This is a genomic window from Achromobacter sp. GW823-FHT04E03, from assembly GCF_058796095.1.
This window is the reverse complement of the sequence record NZ_JBXAIJ010000002.1, coordinates 728,106-746,233: the sequence shown is the minus strand read 5'-3', so window position 1 is coordinate 746,233 and position 18,128 is coordinate 728,106. Positions and strand designations below refer to the sequence as shown.

15 protein-coding genes are annotated in these 18,128 nt (G+C 67.3%); 9 read left to right on the top strand and 6 right to left on the bottom strand.

Annotation, left to right across the window (positions count from 1 at the left end; all coding sequences use genetic code 11):
* Positions 1-58 precede the first annotated feature (58 nt).
* Genes AC1RHV_RS14810 through dapD form a run of 9 tightly spaced genes read left to right on the top strand, consistent with a single transcriptional unit; the run spans position 59 to position 9,755 of the window.
* Positions 59-1,690 carry an ABC transporter substrate-binding protein gene (locus AC1RHV_RS14810; RefSeq protein ID WP_119452134.1) on the top strand — a complete coding sequence of 544 codons (1,632 nt, stop codon included), beginning with the start codon at positions 59-61 and terminating at the stop codon, positions 1,688-1,690.
* A 49-nt stretch (positions 1,691-1,739) separates the two neighbouring features.
* On the top strand, positions 1,740-2,717 hold the full coding sequence (locus tag AC1RHV_RS14805; protein WP_054455165.1) for an ABC transporter permease: 978 nt from the start codon (positions 1,740-1,742) through the stop codon (positions 2,715-2,717).
* 6 nt (positions 2,718-2,723) lie between these two features.
* Entirely contained in the window at positions 2,724-3,644 is a 921-nt protein-coding gene (locus tag AC1RHV_RS14800; RefSeq protein ID WP_054455166.1) for an ABC transporter permease, read from the top strand.
* Complete coding sequence (locus AC1RHV_RS14795; protein ID WP_054455169.1) at positions 3,641-4,624, top strand: ABC transporter ATP-binding protein; 984 nt, start codon at positions 3,641-3,643, stop codon at positions 4,622-4,624. The genes AC1RHV_RS14800 and AC1RHV_RS14795 overlap by 4 nt, the downstream gene beginning before the upstream one ends.
* Entirely contained in the window at positions 4,621-5,631 is a 1,011-nt protein-coding gene (locus AC1RHV_RS14790) for an ABC transporter ATP-binding protein (protein WP_013391145.1), read from the top strand. The genes AC1RHV_RS14795 and AC1RHV_RS14790 overlap by 4 nt, the downstream gene beginning before the upstream one ends.
* Positions 5,631-6,536 carry a prolyl oligopeptidase family serine peptidase gene (locus AC1RHV_RS14785; protein ID WP_054455171.1) on the top strand — a complete coding sequence of 302 codons (906 nt, stop codon included), beginning with the start codon at positions 5,631-5,633 and terminating at the stop codon, positions 6,534-6,536. Before AC1RHV_RS14790 ends, AC1RHV_RS14785 begins: the two co-directional genes overlap by 1 nt.
* A 39-nt stretch (positions 6,537-6,575) precedes the next feature.
* Complete coding sequence (locus AC1RHV_RS14780; protein WP_054455173.1) at positions 6,576-7,706, top strand: M20 family metallopeptidase; 1,131 nt, start codon at positions 6,576-6,578, stop codon at positions 7,704-7,706.
* A gap of 7 nt (positions 7,707-7,713) precedes the next feature.
* Positions 7,714-8,712, top strand: coding sequence for an autotransporter outer membrane beta-barrel domain-containing protein (locus AC1RHV_RS14775; RefSeq protein ID WP_492301180.1), 999 nt, complete (start codon positions 7,714-7,716; stop codon positions 8,710-8,712).
* 59 nt (positions 8,713-8,771) lie between these two features.
* Positions 8,772-9,755: a 2,3,4,5-tetrahydropyridine-2,6-dicarboxylate N-succinyltransferase gene (gene dapD / locus AC1RHV_RS14770; protein ID WP_054455175.1), complete on the top strand. Its 984-nt coding sequence runs from the start codon at positions 8,772-8,774 to the stop codon at positions 9,753-9,755.
* Positions 9,756-9,768: 13 nt separating this feature from the next.
* Here dapD and AC1RHV_RS14765 read toward each other — a convergent pair whose 3' ends face one another.
* The 6 genes from AC1RHV_RS14765 to AC1RHV_RS14740 all read right to left on the bottom strand — a co-directional run bounded on the left by AC1RHV_RS14765 (position 9,769) and on the right by AC1RHV_RS14740 (position 18,127).
* Positions 9,769-10,623 carry a class II glutamine amidotransferase gene (locus tag AC1RHV_RS14765; protein ID WP_054455178.1) on the bottom strand — a complete coding sequence of 285 codons (855 nt, stop codon included), beginning with the start codon at positions 10,621-10,623 and terminating at the stop codon, positions 9,769-9,771.
* Between the two features lie 104 nt (positions 10,624-10,727).
* Entirely contained in the window at positions 10,728-12,791 is a 2,064-nt protein-coding gene (locus AC1RHV_RS14760; protein WP_175212785.1) for a UvrD-helicase domain-containing protein, read from the bottom strand.
* A gap of 208 nt (positions 12,792-12,999) precedes the next feature.
* Positions 13,000-15,087, bottom strand: a complete 2,088-nt coding sequence (locus tag AC1RHV_RS14755) for a primosomal protein N' (protein WP_492301178.1) — start codon at positions 15,085-15,087, stop codon at positions 13,000-13,002.
* Between the two features lie 304 nt (positions 15,088-15,391).
* Positions 15,392-16,465: a uroporphyrinogen decarboxylase gene (hemE, locus tag AC1RHV_RS14750; protein ID WP_054455182.1), complete on the bottom strand. Its 1,074-nt coding sequence runs from the start codon at positions 16,463-16,465 to the stop codon at positions 15,392-15,394.
* A 174-nt stretch (positions 16,466-16,639) separates the two neighbouring features.
* A complete protein-coding gene (locus AC1RHV_RS14745; protein WP_492301763.1) occupies positions 16,640-17,452 on the bottom strand; it encodes a helix-turn-helix domain-containing protein in 813 nt (270 codons plus the stop codon).
* Between the two features lie 249 nt (positions 17,453-17,701).
* Positions 17,702-18,127 (bottom strand): F0F1 ATP synthase subunit epsilon, encoded by a 426-nt coding sequence (locus AC1RHV_RS14740; RefSeq protein WP_013391134.1) that lies wholly within the window; start codon positions 18,125-18,127, stop codon positions 17,702-17,704.
* Between the last annotated feature and the right edge of the window lies 1 nt (position 18,128).

The following is an 18,128-nucleotide window of genomic DNA, read 5'->3' as shown; positions in this document are numbered from 1 at the left end:
GCCCGCCAGGAACGCCGCCCCGCAACACCATAACCAATACAACAAAGGGACAAAATCCATGTCTGCCCAGACGCTCTACCGCAGCATGCTCACGGCCTTCGCCATGGCCGCCTGTACCACCGCGGCCATCGCCCAGGATGCCGCCGGCGTTCTGCGGATCGGCCTGTCGTCCGAGCCGACGTCGATGGATCCGCACTACCACCAGGCCACGCCGAACGATGCGATGACCTCGCACATGTTCGAGACGCTGGTGGGGCAGGATGCCAAGATGAACCTGATCCCGCGCCTGGCCACGGCCTGGAAGCCGGTGGACGACACGACCTGGGAATTCACGCTGCGCGATGGCGTCAAGTTTTCCAACGGCCAGCCCTTCACGGCGCAGGACGTGCTGTTCACTTTCTGTCGCGTGGTCAACAACGAGCAGTCCATCAGCAGCTCGTACCCCTCCATCGTGCAGAAGTTCGCCGACGTGCAGGTGCGCGACGGGAACACGCTGGTGATCAAGACGCGCCAGCCCTATCCGCTGCTGCCCAACGACCTGACCCGCATGGGCATGCTGTGGAACGGCATCGCAGAACATGGCCCGATCAGCTTCGACCTGAAGAACAAGTGCGGCGTCACCGGCTCCTGGCCTACCGTGGCCGACTTCAACACCGGCCGCTCCGTGATCGGCACCGGGCCCTACACGCTCAAGAGCTACGTCAAGGGCACCGCCATCGAACTGACGCGCAACGACGCCTACTGGGGCGCGAAGCCGGCATGGAAGGACGTAAAGCTGGTGCCGGTGCCTGCCGCTGGCCCGCGCCTGACCGGCCTCTTGGCGGGCGACTTCGACCTGATCGAAAATCCCGCCGCGCGCGACGTGAAGCGCATTTCGGAAACGCCGGGTTTCGGCCACGTCATCACCCCGTCGGTGCGCGTGGTGTATTTCCAGCCCGACGTGGCGCGCAATCCCAGCCCTGGCGTGAAAGCCGCGGACGGCAAGAACCCGCTGCAGGACGTGCGCGTGCGCCGCGCCATTTCCATGGCCATCGACCGCAAGACCATCGCCGACCGCATCATGGACGGCGCCGCCACGCCGGCCAACCAGTTCCTGCCTGACGGCATGTTCGGCACCCTGCCCAACCCGCCCGCGCTGAAGTACGACCCGGCCGCCGCCAAGAAGCTGCTGGCCGAAGCCGGCTACCCGAACGGCTTCGAGCTGACCGTCTCATCGACCAACGACCGCTACATAAACGATGCGCAGGTCACGCAGGCAGTGGCGCAATACCTGTCGCGCGTGGGCATCAAGACCACCGTCGACACCATGACGCGCTCGGTCTACTTCCCCAAGCGCGCCAAGCGCGAGTTCAGCTTCGCCATGGGCGGCTGGTCGTCGGAAACCGGCGAGGCCTCGTCCTTCCTGCAATACTGGGTCAGCGCGTTCGACAAGGAACACGGCCTGGGCACCAGCAACTACGGCGGCTATGACAACCCCGAGTTCGACCGCGTGTTCAAGCGCGCCCTCGTCACCGTGGACCCGGCCGCGCGCGAAAAGCTGCTGCAGGAATCGCTGACGCTGGCGTTGGCCGACCTGCCCAGCATTCCCCTGCATTTCGAAAGCAGCATCTGGGCGTTCCGCAAGGGACTGACCTATGAAGGCCGCGCCGACCAGTACACCCTGGCCATGTCGGCCAAGCCCGCCAAGTAAGACCCTACGCGGCGCCCGCAAACCCTGAGCCCACCAAGGAAATAATCTCGTGGCCTTGTTCATCCTACGCAGACTGATACAGAGTCTGTTCGTGCTGCTGGCCGTTTCGGTCGTGGTCTTCTTCGCGGTCTATGCCGTGGGCGATCCGATCGAACTGCTGGTCAGCCCCGAAGCCAGCCAGGCCGCACGCGAGGCGATGATCGCCCGCCTGGGCCTGGACCTGCCGGTATGGCAGCAATACACAGGATTCCTGTGGCGCGCGCTGCACGGCGACCTGGGCACATCCTTCGTGCACGGCATCCCCGCCATCGAGCTGATCGTGCAGCGCATCCCCGCCACGTTCGAGCTGGTGGTGGTCGCCATCATGCTGACCTGTGTGTTCGGCATTCCGCTGGGGCTGATCGCGGGCCTGTACCGCGACCAGCCGCTGGGCCGCGGCATCATGGCCACTTCGGTGCTGGGCTTTTCGCTGCCGAACTTCTGGCAAGGCATGATGCTGATCCTGCTGTTCGCGGTATGGCTGGGCTGGCTGCCCGCCACCGGCCGCGGCGACACGGTCACCGTGCTGGGCGTGCCGCTGTCCATCCTGACTGCCGATGGCTGGTCGCACCTGATCATGCCGGCCATCAACCTGGCGCTGGCCAACATCGCCCTGGTGCTGCGCCTGACCGCGTCCGGCGTGGTCGAGGCCCGCAGCCAGGACTACGTGAAGTTCGCGCGCGCCAAGGGCGTCAAGCCCGGCCGCATCGTGCGCCGCCACATCCTGCGCAACATCCTGATCCCCGTGGTCACCGTGATCGGCATGGAGTTCGGCACCCTCATCGCCTACTCCACCATCACCGAAACCGTGTTCGCCTGGCCGGGCATGGGCAAGCTGCTGATCGACAGCGTCTACCAGCTGGACCGCCCGGTCGTGGTGGCCTACGTGATGCTGGTCACCCTGATCTTCGTGATCATCAACCTGGTTGTGGACATCCTGTACGCCACGCTCGATCCGCGCGTGCAGCTCGTGACTCCCGCTCAATAATCCGCCATGGCTCAAACTCCGAATCCCGGCCGCACCCGCACCGTCCAGCCCCTGGCTGAGACGCCCCAGCGCGCCTCCATCCTGAAGAAACTGCACGCGCGCCCGACGGTGCGCGGCTCCGTCATCGCGCTGACCATCCTGATCGTCCTGGTGGTCTTCGCGCCTTTCTTCGCGCCGCAGAATCCCTACGACCTCGCCAACCTTTCGCTGATGGACGGCCGCCTGGCGCCGCGCCAGGCGCTGATGGACGGCAGCATCGCCTGGCTCGGCACCGACGACCAGGGCCGCGACATGCTCAGCGCCATCCTGTATGGCCTGCGCATCAGCCTGATGGTGGGCCTGTCCGCCGTGGTCCTGGCCACCGCCGTGGGCGGCGCCATCGGCCTGGTAGCCGCTTATGTCGGCGGCGTGGTCGATACCGTGCTCATGCGCATCGTCGACTTCATCCTGGGCTTTCCGACCATCCTGGTGGCGCTGGTGCTGCTGGTGGTGCTGGGGCGAGGGGTCGACAAGGTGATCCTGGCGTTGGTGCTGGTGCAGTGGGGGCACTACGCCCGCATCATGCGCAGCCGCGCCCTGCAGGAACGTCGCAAGGAATACGTGGAAGCCGCCGCCAACCTGGGCTTCCCCGCCTGGCGCATCATGCTGTTCCACCTGCTGCCCAACTGCCTGGGCCCCGTCATGGTGTTCGCCACCATCCAGATCGCGACCGCGATCGCGCTGGAAGCCACGCTGTCGTTCCTGGGCGTGGGCGTGCCCATCACCGAGCCGTCGCTGGGCCTGCTGATTTCCAACGGTTTCCAGTACCTGCTGTCGGGCGACTACTGGATCAGCCTGTTCCCGGGCATCGCCCTGCTGGTGCTGATCCTCTCCATTAATATCGTAGGCGACCGCCTGCGCGAAAGCCTGGACCCGCGACGAGCATGAGCGAAATCCTTCTAGACGTGCGCGGCCTGCGCACCGCATTCCATACCGAAGCCGGCGCGTGGCTGGCGGTCGACGGCGTCGACCTGACCGTGCGCCGCGGCGAGATCGTCGGCCTGGTCGGCGAATCGGGTTCCGGCAAATCCGTCACCGGCTTTTCGCTCCTGGGCCTGATCGACCCGCCCGGGGAAGTGGTGGACGGCGAAGTGAAGTTCAAGGGCACGGACCTGCGCAAGCTGAGCGAAGAGCAGATGCGCCAGTTGCGCGGCAACCGCATCGCCATGATCTTCCAGGATCCCCTGATGACGCTCAATCCGGTGCTGCGCATCGGCGAGCAGATGATGGAAGCCATCCTGACCCACGAAGACGTGCCGCGCGCCGAAGCCGAGGAACGCTGCCGCGAGGCGCTGGCCATGGTCGGCATTCCTTCGCCCGAAAAGCGCCTGAAGAGCTATCCGCACGAATTCTCGGGCGGCATGCGCCAGCGCGTGGCGATCGCGATCGCCATGCTGAACAAGCCCGACCTGATCATCTGCGACGAGCCGACCACGGCGCTGGACGTCACCATCCAGGGCCAGATCCTCTACCGCATGCAGGAGATCTGCCGCGAACACAACACCGCGCTGATCTGGATCACCCACGACCTGGGCGTGGTGGCTGAACTGGCCGACCGCGTGGCCGTGATGTACGCAGGCCGCATCGTCGAAAGCGGCCCGGTCGAAGAAGTGCTGGACGCGCCGCGCCACCCCTACACCAAGGGCCTGCTGGATTCGATGCCCGGCGCCACCCAGCCCGGCGCGCGCCTGCACCAGATCAACGGCATGGCGCCCAGCCTCGCCGGCCGCCCCTCGGGCTGTCCGTTCCGCCCGCGCTGCACCAGCGCGGTCACGCGTTGCACCGAACAAGCCCCCACTGTCACCACCGAAGGCGCGCGCAACTACCGCTGCTACGTGCCGATTACCCGCGAGGCCCAGCCGGTATGAGCCAAGCCGATACCCCCGTCATCGAGCTCAAGAACGTCCACAAGCGCTTCGAGCAGCGGCCCGACCTGGCCCAGCGCATCCTGGCCCTGACCGGCCGTCCCATCGACCGCCGCACCGTGTATGCGGTCAATGGCGTGGACCTGTCCATCAAGCGCGGCGAAGTCGTGGGCCTGGTCGGCGAATCCGGCTGCGGCAAGTCCACGCTGGGCCGCGTCGTTGCCGGCCTGCATGGCCAGACTGAAGGCCAGCTGCTGTACCAGGGCCAGGAAGCCCGCCGCCTGCGCGGCGCCGACAAGCTGGCCTACACGCTGGGCGTGCAGATGATCTTCCAGGATCCGCAGGCCTCGCTGAATCCGCGCCAGCGCCTGCGCCAGATCCTGGGCGAATCGCTCAAGGTCCACAAACTGGCGCCCGCCGCCCAGATTCCCGCGCGCATCGACCAGGCGCTGAAGGAAGTGGGCCTGGACCCCGAGTACCGCGACCGCTTCCCTCACCAGATCTCGGGCGGCCAGCGCCAGCGCATCGGCATCGCGCGTGCGCTGATGGTGGCGCCGAAGTTCCTGGTCTGCGACGAGCCCGTGGCCGCGCTGGACGTGTCGATCCAGGCGCAGGTGATCAACCTGTTCATGGACCTGCGCGAACAGCACGGCTTCACCTACCTGTTCATCAGCCATGACCTGGGCGTGGTCAAGCACATCTCCGACCGCGTGGCGATCATGTACCTGGGCAAGATCGTGGAAATCTCCACGTCGGCCGAGATCTTCGCGCGCGCCAACCATCCCTACACCCAGGCCCTGATGGCCGAGGTGCCGGACGTGGGCCGCCGCGGCCGCAAGTTCACGCCGATCAAGGGCGAGATCCCGTCGCCGCTGAATCCGCCGCCGGGCTGTACCTTCAATCCCCGCTGCCCCCACGCCATGCCGCGCTGCCGCGAGCAGGCGCCGGTCCTGAAAGAAATCTCGGCAGGCCATTGGTCGGCCTGCCACCTGAATGAGGCGAACGCCTGATGAAACCCTCCGAGATGTCCAACGTCGACCGCATCGCCATCGAACTGGGCCATGCCGGCCGCAACGCCATCCTGTATGTGGACGAGGACCGCAACTCCGACCGCCCCTTCAAGCTGCAGACCTACCGCCCCTACGGCTACACGCCCGACATGCCGGTGGTCATCGTGCAGCACGGCGTGCTGCGCAACGGCGACGAGTACCGCGATTTCTGGGTGGAAGCCGCCGACAAGCACAAGCTGCTGATCGTGGCGCTGACCTTCTCCAACGAGATCTGGCCCGGCGTGGAAAGCTACAACAACGGCCGCGTGTTCTCGGCCGGCGGCAATCCGCGCCACATCGACGGCTGGACCTACGCGTTGGTGGGCAATGTCATCAAGGACCTGATCGCCGGCGAAATCACCGACGGCCAGAACGTCTACCTGTTCGGCCACTCCGCCGGCGGCCAGTTCGTACACCGCCTGATGAGCAGCCAGTCGCACGCGCCGTTCAAGGCCGTGGCTGCCGGCAACCCGGGCTGGTACACGCTGCCCACGTTCGACTATCCCTTCCCTGAAGGCATGGACGGCGTAGGCATGACGGAAGACCACCTGGTGAAGCTGCTGGCCTATCCGATGACCATCCTGGCGGGCGACCAGGACATCGCCACCGACGACCCCAACCTGCCGTCCGAACCCGCCGCCATGCGCCAGGGCCCGCACCGTTTCGCACGCGCGCAGAACTACTTCGAGTTCGGCCGCAAGGAAGCCGAGCGCCGCGGCGTGCCGTTCGGCTGGAAGCTGCAGGTCGTACCGGGCATCGGCCACGACGGCCGCGCCATGTCCGCCGTCTGCGCCAGCCTCTGGTTCGACGGCAAGATGCCCGACGCCGCCGAACTGGCCCGCCTGGCCGGCCAGCAGGTCGCCTGACCGCCCCCACTTTCTTCGTTGCAGATATCCGATACCGTCATGTCCAACACCCAGAGCACTGAACAGATCGTCGCCGGCATCAAGAGCTGGCTGCAATGCGAATCGCCCTCGAACTTCCCCGAGGGCATCGCCGCCATGGCGCGCATCATCGCCGACTACGCCGCGGCCGCCGGCCTGACGGTGGAGCTATCGTCCCTGGGCCCGACCACGGGTCCGCTGCTGTACGCGACCAACCGCGCCCCCGGCGACACGCGCCCCGGCATCCTGATCCTGGCGCACATGGACACGGTGCATCCGGTGGGCACGCTGCTGGAGAACCCGGTGCGCATCGAAGGCGACCGCCTCTATGGGCCGGGCGGCTACGACATGAAGGCCGGCATCTACCTGGCGCTGACGGCGCTGTCCGGCCTGGCGCGCCCCGGCGCGACCCAGCTGCCGGTGGACTTTCTGGTGGTGCCCGACGAAGAAACCGGCAGCCACGCGTCGCGCGCGCACATCGAGCGCTTTGCCGCCAACGCCAAGTACGCGCTGGTCTGCGAACCCGCCCGCCCCAACGGCGGCAAGTGCGTCACGGCGCGCAAGGGCACCGGCATGCTGAACCTGAACGTCAAGGGCCGTCCGGCCCACGCCGGCATGCAGCACGAGAAAGGCCGCAGCGCCATCCGCGAAATGGCCCACCAGGTGCTGGCGCTGGAAGCCATGACCGACTATGACCGCGGCATTACCGTCAGCGTCGGCACCATCGCCGGCGGCACCGTGACCAACACCGTGCCAGCGCTGTGCCGCTGCGTGGTCGACTTCCGCGTGCCCGACATGGGCGCCGCCGAAGACGTGCTGCGCCGCATGCGCGAGCTGTGCGCCGTGGGTCCGGACGTGGAACTGGACATCGACGTGGAACTGAACCGCCCGCCCATGGTGAAGACCGAAGCCGCCGCCGATCTGCTGGCGCTGGTGCAGGGCTATGCCGAACGCGCCGGCTTCCTGCTGGAAGACGCGCCCATGACGGGCGGCGGCAGCGACGCCAACTTCACGTCCGCCATGGGCATCCCGACGCTGGACGGCCTGGGCGCCGACGGCGACGGCGCGCACACCTTGAACGAGTACATCCTGGTTTCGACGCTGGAACAACGCATGAAATTCTGGGAACTGCTGCTGAAAGAACTGGCGTAAACAGTCCTTGCCGCCACCGATAGCCGTGCGCCGGCGGCTGCTGGCGCGGGCGTTCGCCATGCAGGTCCTGTTCGCGGCTGGCGCAGTGCACGCGCACGCCGGACAGGCCGAACCGGACCGCAGCCTGCTGGCCGACCGTCCGGCCCGTCCCGCGCCGGCCCAGCCGGGCTGGCTCGTCGTCGTCGACAATTGGCAGACGCTGGAAGGCGGCGCCAACACGGCCCGCATCAAGCAACGCACCACCGGCCTGTATGGCGGCGGCGAATTCGACGCGGGCGCCGGCTGGCGGCTGGGCGGCGCGCTGGGCGCTACCCGCAGCCGCGTCCGCATCGACGCGGCCAATGCGCGGGTGGACGTATACAGCTATACCGCGGGGCTCTACGGCAAGAAGTCGTTCGACGCCGGCCCCGGCAAGCTGAACCTGCTGACGGCCGCCTCCTACACCTGGCACGACATCGACACCCGGCGGCATTTCGAGATGCCCGGCATCGCCCGGCAGACCTTGACCGCCGACTTCAGCGCCTACACCGCGCAGGCCTTTTCGGAACTGGGCTACGAGCTGGCGCTATCGGAAAGCGCGACCATCGAACCATTCGCGGGCCTGGCGGTGCGCAACGTGCGCACGCGCAGCTTCAGCGAATCGGGCGGATTCACCGCGCTCTCGGCCGACGCGGGACGGATCCGGCAGACCACCACCACGCTGGGCCTGCGCGGCCAGACCGGCTTCGCGCTCGGCCCCACCTTCGGCAGACTGCACGCGACACTGGGCTGGCGCCGCGCCTTTGGCGACGTACAACCTGAAACCACCCTGGTGCTGGACGGCGGCAGCGTGCTGACGGTCGCCGGCGCGCCCATCGCCCGGTCCGCCGCGCTGGCGGGCGCCGGCCTGGAAATCGCCGTGTCGCGCTCGGCCGTCATCGGCCTGGCCTACGGCGGCCAGTATGGCGGCGGCAACCGCGAACACACCGGGTCGCTGAGCCTGCGCTGGGCCTTCGGCAGCCTCTGAAAACCGCGGCCCTTTCGCCTTAGAATTACGCACCCAGACTGCGCACTTCCTCTTTCATCATGGCCGATTCCCCCAAGCCCCTCAGCGCCATCGCCTATGGCGTCGCCACGCTGGCCGCCGACGGCGCCATCCTGGACACCTGGTATCCGCGTCCCTCGCTGGCCGACAACTCGCCAGCCACCGGCACCCGCCACCTGTCGCCCGAGGAAGCCCGCGCCGCGCTGGGCGAACATGTGCCCACCGCCCTGGTCCGCGACACCCGCCGCAAGGTCGACATCGTCGCCGTGCGTACCGCGATCTCGTCGCTGGACGAACCGCCGGTCGATGCGCACGACGCCTATCTGCGCCTGCACCTGCTCAGCCACCGGCTGATCCGTCCGCACGACGCCAACCTGGACGGCCTGTTCAACGTGCTGGCCAACGTCGCCTGGACGTCGGCCGGGCCCTGCGCGGTGGATCAGGTGGATGCGCTGCGCTGGCATCTGCGCGCCTCCGGACAGATCCTGGAAATCCGCGGCGTGGACAAGATTCCCCGCATGACCGACTACGTCATGCCCAGCGGCGTGCGCATCGCCGACACCGCGCGCGTGCGCCTGGGCGCGCATCTGTCGCCCGGCACCACGGTGCTGCATGAAGGTTTCTGCAATTTCAACGCCGGCACGCTGGGCGCGTCCATGGTCGAAGGCCGCATCAGCGCCGGCGTCATCGTCGACGACGGCAGCGACATCGGCGGCGGCGCATCCATCATGGGCACCATGTCCGGCGGCGGCAAGCAGGTGGTATCCATCGGCAAGCGCTGCCTGCTGGGCGCCAACTCGGGCATAGGAATTTCGCTGGGCGACGACTGCGTGGTGGAAGCCGGCTGCTACGTCACCGCCGGCACGCGCGTGCTGACGCCGGAAGGCGCGGTGGTGAAGGCCACCTCGCTGGCGGGTCAGCAAGGCCTGCTGTTCCGCCGCAATTCTCAGACCGGCGCCGTGGAGTGCCTGGTGCGCACCGCCGCCTGGGGCACGCTGAATCCGGCCCTGCATACGGGCCACTGAAGCCCGGCCCGGCTCAGGCGCCCGGCGGCACCGGCACGAACGGATAGTGCGCCACCGTGCCGCCGCCCGCGATGATGGCGGTAGCTTCGGGCACTTCCTCCCAGGCGCCGGGCATCTCGGTCAAGGGCTCCGACAGCAGCAGGAATGCGTCATCATCCAGCGCCGCGATCTGCGGATTGTCGGGATATAGCTGGCGCAGATGGCGCACGCAGGTGTTGTGGAACAGCGTGCGTGAATCGGCCTCGCTGGAATAGCGCACGGCGATCAGCCGCTGGCCGTCCAGCGCGCACACCGTCATGTTGATGGGCTGCGCCACGCCATGCCGCCTGCCCGTCTCTTCCACCGCGCCCACCATGCGGGCCAGCGCCGCCAGCGGGTCTTCCTCCAGGCCGAAGCTCAAAGCCAGCAGGAACATCACCTCGGAATCCGTCGACCCTTCCAGCGAGCCGAAATAGGCCGGCGCGATCATCAGCATCAGGTCGCGCCTGAGCAACGGATAGTCGCGGATGACGCCGTTGTGCACGAACAGCCACTGGCCGTGGCGAAACGGATGGCAGTTGGTTTCCTGCGCGGGCGTGTCGGTGGCGGCGCGGATGTGCGCCACGAACAGCGGCGCGTGGATCGCGCGCGCCGCTTCCCGCAGATTGCGGTCGTTCCAGGCCGGATGCACGCTGCGGTAGCGGAACGGCGGCTCCGGCGGCCGGCCTTCGTGTTGACGGCCATACCAGCCCAGCCCGAAGCCGTCGCCATTGGTGGTGGTAGCGCCCAGCCGCGAGTGCAGGCTCTGGTCGATCAGGGAGTGCTTGGCCTTGAACAGCACGCTCTCCATCTGTATGGGACTACCGGTATAAGCCAGCCAGCGACACATGGCGCGCTCCTTCGATCCACGGAATTGCCGCGCCCTGGACGGCGGGGCGGGCGCAGTCCAGTGTAGGAGCAGGCCGCGGCTTTCCACAAGCCGCCGCCCCGCCCCTATTTCTTCAGCAACGCCTTGAGCATGGCCATGCGCTCCTTGGGATTCATTGCAGCGGTGGCCGCGTCTTCCTGCATGCGCACATCGCCCAGGCCCATTTCCTCGATGAAGCGCGAAGGCTCGCGCACCAGGTCTTCGCGCGCGCGGCGGCGGCGCTTGCACCAGCTCAGGTTCAGGCTGCGCTGCGCGCGCGTGATGCCCACGTACATGAGCCGGCGCTCTTCCTGGATGCGCGAAGCCAGGTTCTCGGCCGCGCGCGCCGGATCGCCGACCTCGTCATCCTTGCCCAGGTGCGGCAGCAAGCCTTCCTCGACGCCCGCGAGGTACACGTGCGGATACTCCAGCCCCTTGGAAGCATGCAGGGTGGACATCTTCACCGCATCGGGCTCTTCTTCCTCGCCGCGCTCCAGCATGGTGACCAGCGCCACATGCTGCACCAGGTCGAAGAGCGTCATGTTGTCTTCTTCGGCCTTGCGCTTGAGCCATCCGGTCAGCTCCAGCACGTTCTGCCAGCGCGTCTGCGCGGGCCGCTCTTCGAACAGCTCGTACAGATGGCGTTCGTACTGGATGGCTTCCAGCAGATCGTCCAGCAGCACGCCCGCGGGCTCGGACGCCGCGGCGTCCTTCGCATCGGCCGCGCCACGGCCCGCGCGCCATTGCATGCGGCGGATGAACTCGGTGAAGGTGCGCAGCGGCTCCAGCTGCCGTGGCGCCAGCAGGCTTTCCAGGCCAGTCTCGGCCACGGCCGCCAGCAGCGACAGCTCGCGGCTTGCGGCGTACTGCCCCAGCGTCTGCAAGGTGGCCTGGCCGATGCCGCGCTTGGGCGTGGTGGCCGCGCGGATGAAGGCCGGATCGTCGTCGTCGTTGGCCAGGATGCGCAGATAGGCCAGCACGTCGCGCACTTCGGTCTTGTCGAAGAAACTCTGCCCGCCCGAGATCGTGTACGGGATCTTCAGGTTGCGCAGCGCCTGTTCCAGGATGCGCGATTGATGATTGCTGCGGTACAGGATGGCAAAATCCTTCCACTGCGCCTGGCGCTCGAAGCGCGAAGCCGACACCTTCATGGCGATGGATTCGGCCTCCTGCTCCTCGCCGTCCATGGCCGATACCAGGATGGGTTCGCCCACGCCCAGATCGGACCACAGCTTCTTGTCGAACAGCTTGGGGTTCTTTTCAATCACCTGGTTTGCGGCCGCCAGGATGCGCTGCACCGACCGGTAGTTCTGCTCCAGCTTGATGAGCTTGATGTTGGGGTAGTCGGTGGTCAGCTTGGCCAGGTTCTCGATGGTTGCGCCACGCCAGGCGTAGATCGCCTGGTCGTCATCGCCCACCGCCGTGAACATGGCGCGCGAACCCGTCAGGAGCTGCACCAGGCGGTACTGGCACACGTTGGTGTCCTGGTATTCGTCCACCAGCAGATAACGCACGCGGTTCTGCCAGCGGGTGCGCACTTCTTCGTTGTTGGCCAGCAGCAGCGCGGGGATGCGGATCAGGTCGTCGAAGTCCACCGCCTGGTAGGCGGCCAGCGTGGCGGCGTAGCTGCGGTAGACGTTGGCCGCCTCCACGTCGGCCGGCGTGATGGCTTCGCGCGCGGCATCGTCCGGTTCCATCAAGCCGTTCTTCCACAGCGAGATGATGCCCTGCACGTGGCGCAGGCGGGCCTTGTCGGTCGTGTTCAAGAGTTCCTGGATGATGGCCATGGCATCGTCGGCGTCCAGGATCGAAAACGTCGGCTTCAGGCCCGCGTTGCGCGCTTCCTCGCGCAGCATCTTCACGCCCAGCGAATGGAAGGTGCTGATGATCAGGCCCTTGGACAGCTTGCGATCCACCAGGGTCTTCACGCGTTCGTCCATCTCGCGCGCGGCCTTGTTGGTGAAGGTCAGCGCCACCACGTTGCGCCCCATATAGCCGCACTCGCGCAGCAGGTAGGCGATCTTCTGCGTGATCACGCGCGTCTTGCCGCTGCCGGCGCCGGCCAGCACCAGGCAGGGGCCGTCCAGGTACAGCACCGCTTCGCGTTGAGCGGGGTTCATGCCTTGGGCTATAGGTTCGCTGGCGGACATTCGAGTCAGGTGATCATGCATCGCGGCGGCCGCATTGAAGCTGCGGCCAGCAAGCACGGAGCTTGCGGCCGCCCGTCAGCGGGCCGGTAACACGCGAGAAAAAGGGGACGGGCGCAGCCGCCACGGCGGGCCTGCCGCGCCGGCGCGATAGAGGAGAAAGATCATAGAACAATCGGATCGACGGCGCATTGGCCCCGGCCGCAGCCGATCAGATTTCCAACGGATCGACTTCCAGTTGCCAGCGCACGCGGGCCTCGTTGGCCAGGTACGGCAGGTGGTGCGACCAGGACGCCAGGAAGGCCTGCAAAGCCGGCCGGCTGCTGCTTTCCGCCAGCAACTGGGCGCGCTCGATATTGGCCACGCGCACCACGCGCAGCGGCACCGGGTCGTACAGCATGATGGCGTCCAGGCCTGGAAAATCGGCCGCCCATTCACCCTCGGGCAAGGCCCGCGCCCGCTCCAGGAATTCCAGCGCCACCTTCAGCTCGCGCGCCTCCGCGGTCAGCAGGGCCTGGTAAACGAAAGGCGGCAGGCCGGTGCTTTCCCGCTCGTGCAGGGCATGGCGGGCAAAGCCCGCGTAGTCATGCCGCAGCAGCGCCTGATAGACCGGCTGCTCGGGGTAGTTGGTCTGTATCAGCACCTCGCCGTTGCCTTGATGGCGGCCGGCGCGGCCCGCCACCTGCATCAACTGCGCGAACAGGCGCTCGGGCGCGCGGAAGTCATGCGCGAACAACATGGAATCCGCATTCAGCACGCCCACCAATCCCAGGCGCGCGAAGTCGTGGCCCTTGGCCACCATCTGCGTGCCCACCAGGATGTCCACCTCGCCGGCATGCACCGAGGCGAACAGCGCTTCGGCGCTGCCCTTCTTGCGCGTGCTGTCGGCGTCGATGCGCAGGATGCGCGCCTCGGGAAACAATTCCGCCAGATGTTCTTCCACCCGCTGCGTGCCGCGCCCCATGGGCGCCAGGTCCTGGTCGCCGCATTCGGGACAAGCGCGCGGCACCGGGGCCTGGTAGCCGCAGTGATGGCACTGCAGGCGATGGCCGCGGCCGTCGGTACGGTGCAGGACGGTAAATGCAGTGCAGCGCGGGCAATTGCTGACCCACGCGCAGGACTGGCAATGCAGCACCGGCGAATAGCCGCGGCGGTTCAGGAAGATGAGGGACTGTTCCTTGCGTTCCAGGCGCTGTCCGATGGCATCCAGCAGTTGCGGCGACATGCCCTGCTTCAGTTGCAGGCGCCGCGTGTCGATCAGGCGCATGGACGGCAGGCTGCTGGCGCGCGCCCGGCCCGGCAGGGTCAGGCGCAGGTAGCGCCCGCGCTCGGCATGCTGCCAGGTCTCCAGGGACGGCGTGGCCGACCCCAGCACTACTGGAATATTCAGGTCATGGGCGCGCCACACCGCCAGGTCGCGCGCCGAATAGCGCAAGCCGTCCTGCTGCTTGTAGGACGCGTCGTGCTCCTCGTCCACCACGATCAGGCCCAGCTGGCTCAAGGGCGCGAACACCGACATGCGCGTGCCCAGCAGCATGCGGGCCTCGCCGCGCTGGGCGCGGGTCCAGGCCTGCAAGCGTTCGCCATCGGACAGGCCGCTATGCATGACGGCCAGACCGTCCGGTCCAACGAGTGCCTCCAGGCGCGCGCGCAGCGCGCCTTCGAGCTGCGGCGTCAGGTTGATTTCGGGCACCATCAGCAACACTTGGCGTCCCGCCGCCAGCACCCTTTCGGCCGCGCGCAGGTACACCTCGGTCTTGCCGCTGCCCGTCACCCCGTGCAGCAACACGGGCTTGAACCCGTCCAGCGCGCCTATGGCGTCCACCGCCTCGCGCTGGGCGTCGTTGAGCTCCGGCGGCTGGTCGGCCTGGGCCGGCGCGCGCGCCGTCTTGCGCTTGCGCCCGTCCAGGCGCGCCACGGGTCCGCCCGCCGAGCGCTTGCCCTGGTAGGCCGTGGGCTTGCGCAGCGGCGGCGGCAGCGTGGGCAGCATCACCTCGCCCAGCGGCCGCTGGTAGTAGTCAGCGGCAAAGCGGGCCAGGCGCAGCCAGTCCTCGTCGAAGGGCGGCAGGTCATCCAGCACCTCTTCGATCGGCCGGATCTGCTTGGGGTCGAAGGACGGCTCCGCCGGGTTGTCCACCACAACGCCGATCAGCTTGCGGCGGCCGAACGGCACGATGACCCGCAGGCCCACCATCACCGGCGCGTCGCTGCGGTAGTCGAACGGACCCGGCAGGGGCACGTCCAGCGCCACCCGCACCCAGCAGACCGCGGGGGTCGTGTTCGACAGCGTTTCAGACATGGGTGCTAGGACGGAGCATGTAGAAGGATGATCCCGGATGATGCCGGCGCGCTCCATTTTCCGCCTGTGGATAACTTTGGGGAAAAGGCAGGAGCAACATCGGAAATTGGAATTTGACAAGATTGCGCAAACTTGCGAAATCTTGTTGAAAACTCTCATTTCACCATTTAAAACAATGACTTATGAGAGCTTCCGAGATTGTAAACTAGCATCTAAAGGGTTTTCCCCGAGGGCAATCTTGCTGTGCACAAGTGTCATCAGGGACCCTCCTGCTCCGGCCCTGTAGACCGAAGCGTCCACTCACTTACCCTCGCAGCGAACGGCTGTGCTGGTGGACTTCATCAACCAATTCGGCTACGGCTTCTGGCGGAGTAAAGCGGGATATGCCGTGGCCCAGGTTGAACACATGGCCGCCCTTGCCGACCGGTCCGAACGCGTCCAGCACGCGCCGCGCCTCGGCACGGATGGCGGGTCCGCCACCGAACAAGGCCATGGGGTCGAGGTTGCCCTGGAACGCGACCGAGTCCCCGGTGCGGCGCCGCGCGGCGGCCAGATCCACCGTCCAGTCCAGGCCCACGGCATCGGCGCCGCAAGCGGCGATCTGTTCCAGCCACTGGCCGCCGCCCTTGGTGAAGACGATGGCCGGCACGCGGCGGCCTTCGTGTTCGCGGGTCAGCCCGGCCACGACCTTGCGGGTGTAGGCCAGCGAAAACTGCTGGAACAGCCCGTCGGCCAGCACGCCGCCCCAGCTGTCGAACAGCATCACGGCTTGGGCGCCGGCGGCGATCTGCGCGTTCAAGTACTGCAGCGTGGCTTCGGCGTTGATTTCGAGGATGCGGTGCAGCAGGTCGGGACGCGCATACAGCATCGTCTTGATCAGGCGATAGTCGTCGCTGCCCTGGCCTTCCACCATGTAGCAGGCGATGGTCCAGGGACTGCCGGCAAAGCCGATCAGCGGCACCTTGCCGTCCAGGTCGCGCCGGATCGTGCGCACGGCATCGAATACATAGCGCAGCTTGTCCATGTCCGGCACTTCCAGGCGCGCCACGTCTTCTTCGGTACGCACCGGACGGGCGAAGCGCGGGCCCTCGCCTTCGGCGAAGTCCAGGCCCAGGCCCATGGCGTGCGGCACCGTCAGGATGTCCGAGAACAGAATGGCCGCATCCAGGTCGAAACGCTCCAGCGGCTGCAGCGTGACTTCCGAGGCGTAGTCCGGGTTCTGAGCGAGGCCCATGAAGGAACCTGCGCGGGCCCGCGTCTGGCGGTATTCAGGCAGGTAGCGGCCGGCCTGGCGCATCAGCCAGATCGGGGTATAGGGCACGGGCTCGCGCAGCAGCGAGCGCAAGAACACATCGTTCTTCAGTACGGAAGCAGACACGACTATCCTCGATGATCGGAAGCCGTGATTTTACTTCCCCTGGCTGACAAGTCGCAGCCAGGCTCTGCGCCGGACTTGCCCGCGCGCAAGCGGGGCGCTTTCAGGGGCAAGGCGGCGCGCGCGGCGCCCCGCCCGCTGGCCGTGCGTCGACCGACCGCCGGCAGGTCCGTCGCTTCAGGCCCCCCGCTCCTGCGCGGCCTGCCGGTACGGCGCCGCCTCGATGCCGTGCTTGCGCATCAGCGCCCAGAACGCCCGCCGGTGCTTGCAGCAAGCCCGCGCCGCCTGCGCCACGTTGCCGCCATGGCGCGACAGCGCAAGCCGGATATAGTCGCGCTCGAAGCCGTCCACCACCCGCGCCTTCGCGATGCGGAAGGATTCATGCGCAGGCCGCGGATGCGGTTTGCGCATGCCCGACAAGGTTTGCTCTACCAGATCCTGTGGCACCCGGGCGTGCAACGCAGCGAGCCTCGGCGCCCCGTCCGCGCCCAGTTCCATCCGCGCCTCGCGATAAGCCGTCGTGGGCTCGCGGATATCCGCCCGCGCCGCGCCACGCCCGTGCGCCGCGCCGGCCAGGCGGCCAAGCCGCACCCGCATGCTTTCCAGGCAGGCCGGCTGCATGATGAAATCCGACGCGCCCAGTCTCAGCAGGTCTTCGATCGCGGGCGCCTTCACATCGGAGATCAGCAACAGCACCGGCGTGCTCAATGCGCTGCCCGCCTGTTGCAGCGCCATGCGCGTCCAGGCGAGCGATGATGGCGCCACCGGCAGGATGCAGCAGTCGTAGCGCCTGAGCGCCACCGCCAGCCGGGCCAGCGCCTGCACGTCCGCTTCCTGGCTGTCGGCCTGCGCGTCGGCGTCGGTCTGCGCGCCTGACACGGCATCGCGCGCCGCCATGCCCGCGGTCGCATAGCGCACCGGACTCAGCGACACCAGATGGAGCCGCACGCGCGTCTGCCTGGCCGGGTGCAGCGCGACCAGATCGCGCATCGGCCCATCATGGCCGGGCGCCAGCAATACCCCGCAATCCAGGACTTCTCGCACGCTTCCCCCTACGCTTGACTAGGAAGATTGAAGGCTACTGTTGCAACCGGCGTGCAGCTATTCGTAGTGATCGCATTGCGGCCCGCACAAAGGACGGCGGACCTTCACTCGGCAATGAAAAACAGGCATGAAAAAAGCGGCCCTGAGGCCGCTTCTTTCGATTCCGGGGCGAACCCCGGGGCACAGCTTCGCCGCTTAGTGCGAACGGCCGCCTTGGCGCAGCTTGCGCGCCGCGATGGCTTGCGCAGCCAGCATGGCGAGTTCCGCTTCGACCACGGCGATGTCCGCCTTGTCCTTGGCGTTGGCCAGGGCCTGTTCGGCCTTCTGGCGCGCTTCCAGGGCGCGGGCTTCGTCCAGGTCGGCGGCACGGATAGCCGTGTCGGCCAGAACCGTCACGCTGCCCGGCTGCACTTCCAGAATGCCCCCGGCGACGAAGATGTTTTCCTCGCCTTGGTCGGCACGAACGATCTTGACCGTCCCGGGGCGTATGCGCGAAATCAGCGGGGTGTGGCCGGGCAGAATGCCCAGTTCACCCGCTTCGCCAGGCAGCACCACGAACTTCGCCTCACCGGAGAAGATCGCTTCCTCTGCGCTGACGACATCCACATGCAGGGTAGCCATA

Bases quoted from the DNA above. Each gene is read 5' to 3' on its own strand.
- AC1RHV_RS14760 (WP_175212785.1), bottom strand. From the start codon at position 12,791: ATGTCCGCCAGCGAACCTATAGCCCAAGGCATGAACCCCGCTCAACGC.
- AC1RHV_RS14780 (WP_054455173.1), top strand. From the start codon at position 6,576: ATGTCCAACACCCAGAGCACTGAACAGATCGTCGCCGGCATCAAGAGC.
- AC1RHV_RS14740 (WP_013391134.1), bottom strand. From the start codon at position 18,127: ATGGCTACCCTGCATGTGGATGTCGTCAGCGCAGAGGAAGCGATCTTC.
- AC1RHV_RS14795 (WP_054455169.1), top strand. From the start codon at position 3,641: ATGAGCGAAATCCTTCTAGACGTGCGCGGCCTGCGCACCGCATTCCAT.
- AC1RHV_RS14790 (WP_013391145.1), top strand. From the start codon at position 4,621: ATGAGCCAAGCCGATACCCCCGTCATCGAGCTCAAGAACGTCCACAAG.
- AC1RHV_RS14745 (WP_492301763.1), bottom strand. From the start codon at position 17,452: ATGCGCGATCTGGTCGCGCTGCACCCGGCCAGGCAGACGCGCGTGCGG.
- AC1RHV_RS14755 (WP_492301178.1), bottom strand. From the start codon at position 15,087: ATGTCTGAAACGCTGTCGAACACGACCCCCGCGGTCTGCTGGGTGCGG.
- AC1RHV_RS14800 (WP_054455166.1), top strand. From the start codon at position 2,724: ATGGCTCAAACTCCGAATCCCGGCCGCACCCGCACCGTCCAGCCCCTG.
- AC1RHV_RS14785 (WP_054455171.1), top strand. From the start codon at position 5,631: ATGAAACCCTCCGAGATGTCCAACGTCGACCGCATCGCCATCGAACTG.
- AC1RHV_RS14810 (WP_119452134.1), top strand. From the start codon at position 59: ATGTCTGCCCAGACGCTCTACCGCAGCATGCTCACGGCCTTCGCCATG.
- AC1RHV_RS14765 (WP_054455178.1), bottom strand. From the start codon at position 10,623: ATGTGTCGCTGGCTGGCTTATACCGGTAGTCCCATACAGATGGAGAGC.
- dapD (WP_054455175.1), top strand. From the start codon at position 8,772: ATGGCCGATTCCCCCAAGCCCCTCAGCGCCATCGCCTATGGCGTCGCC.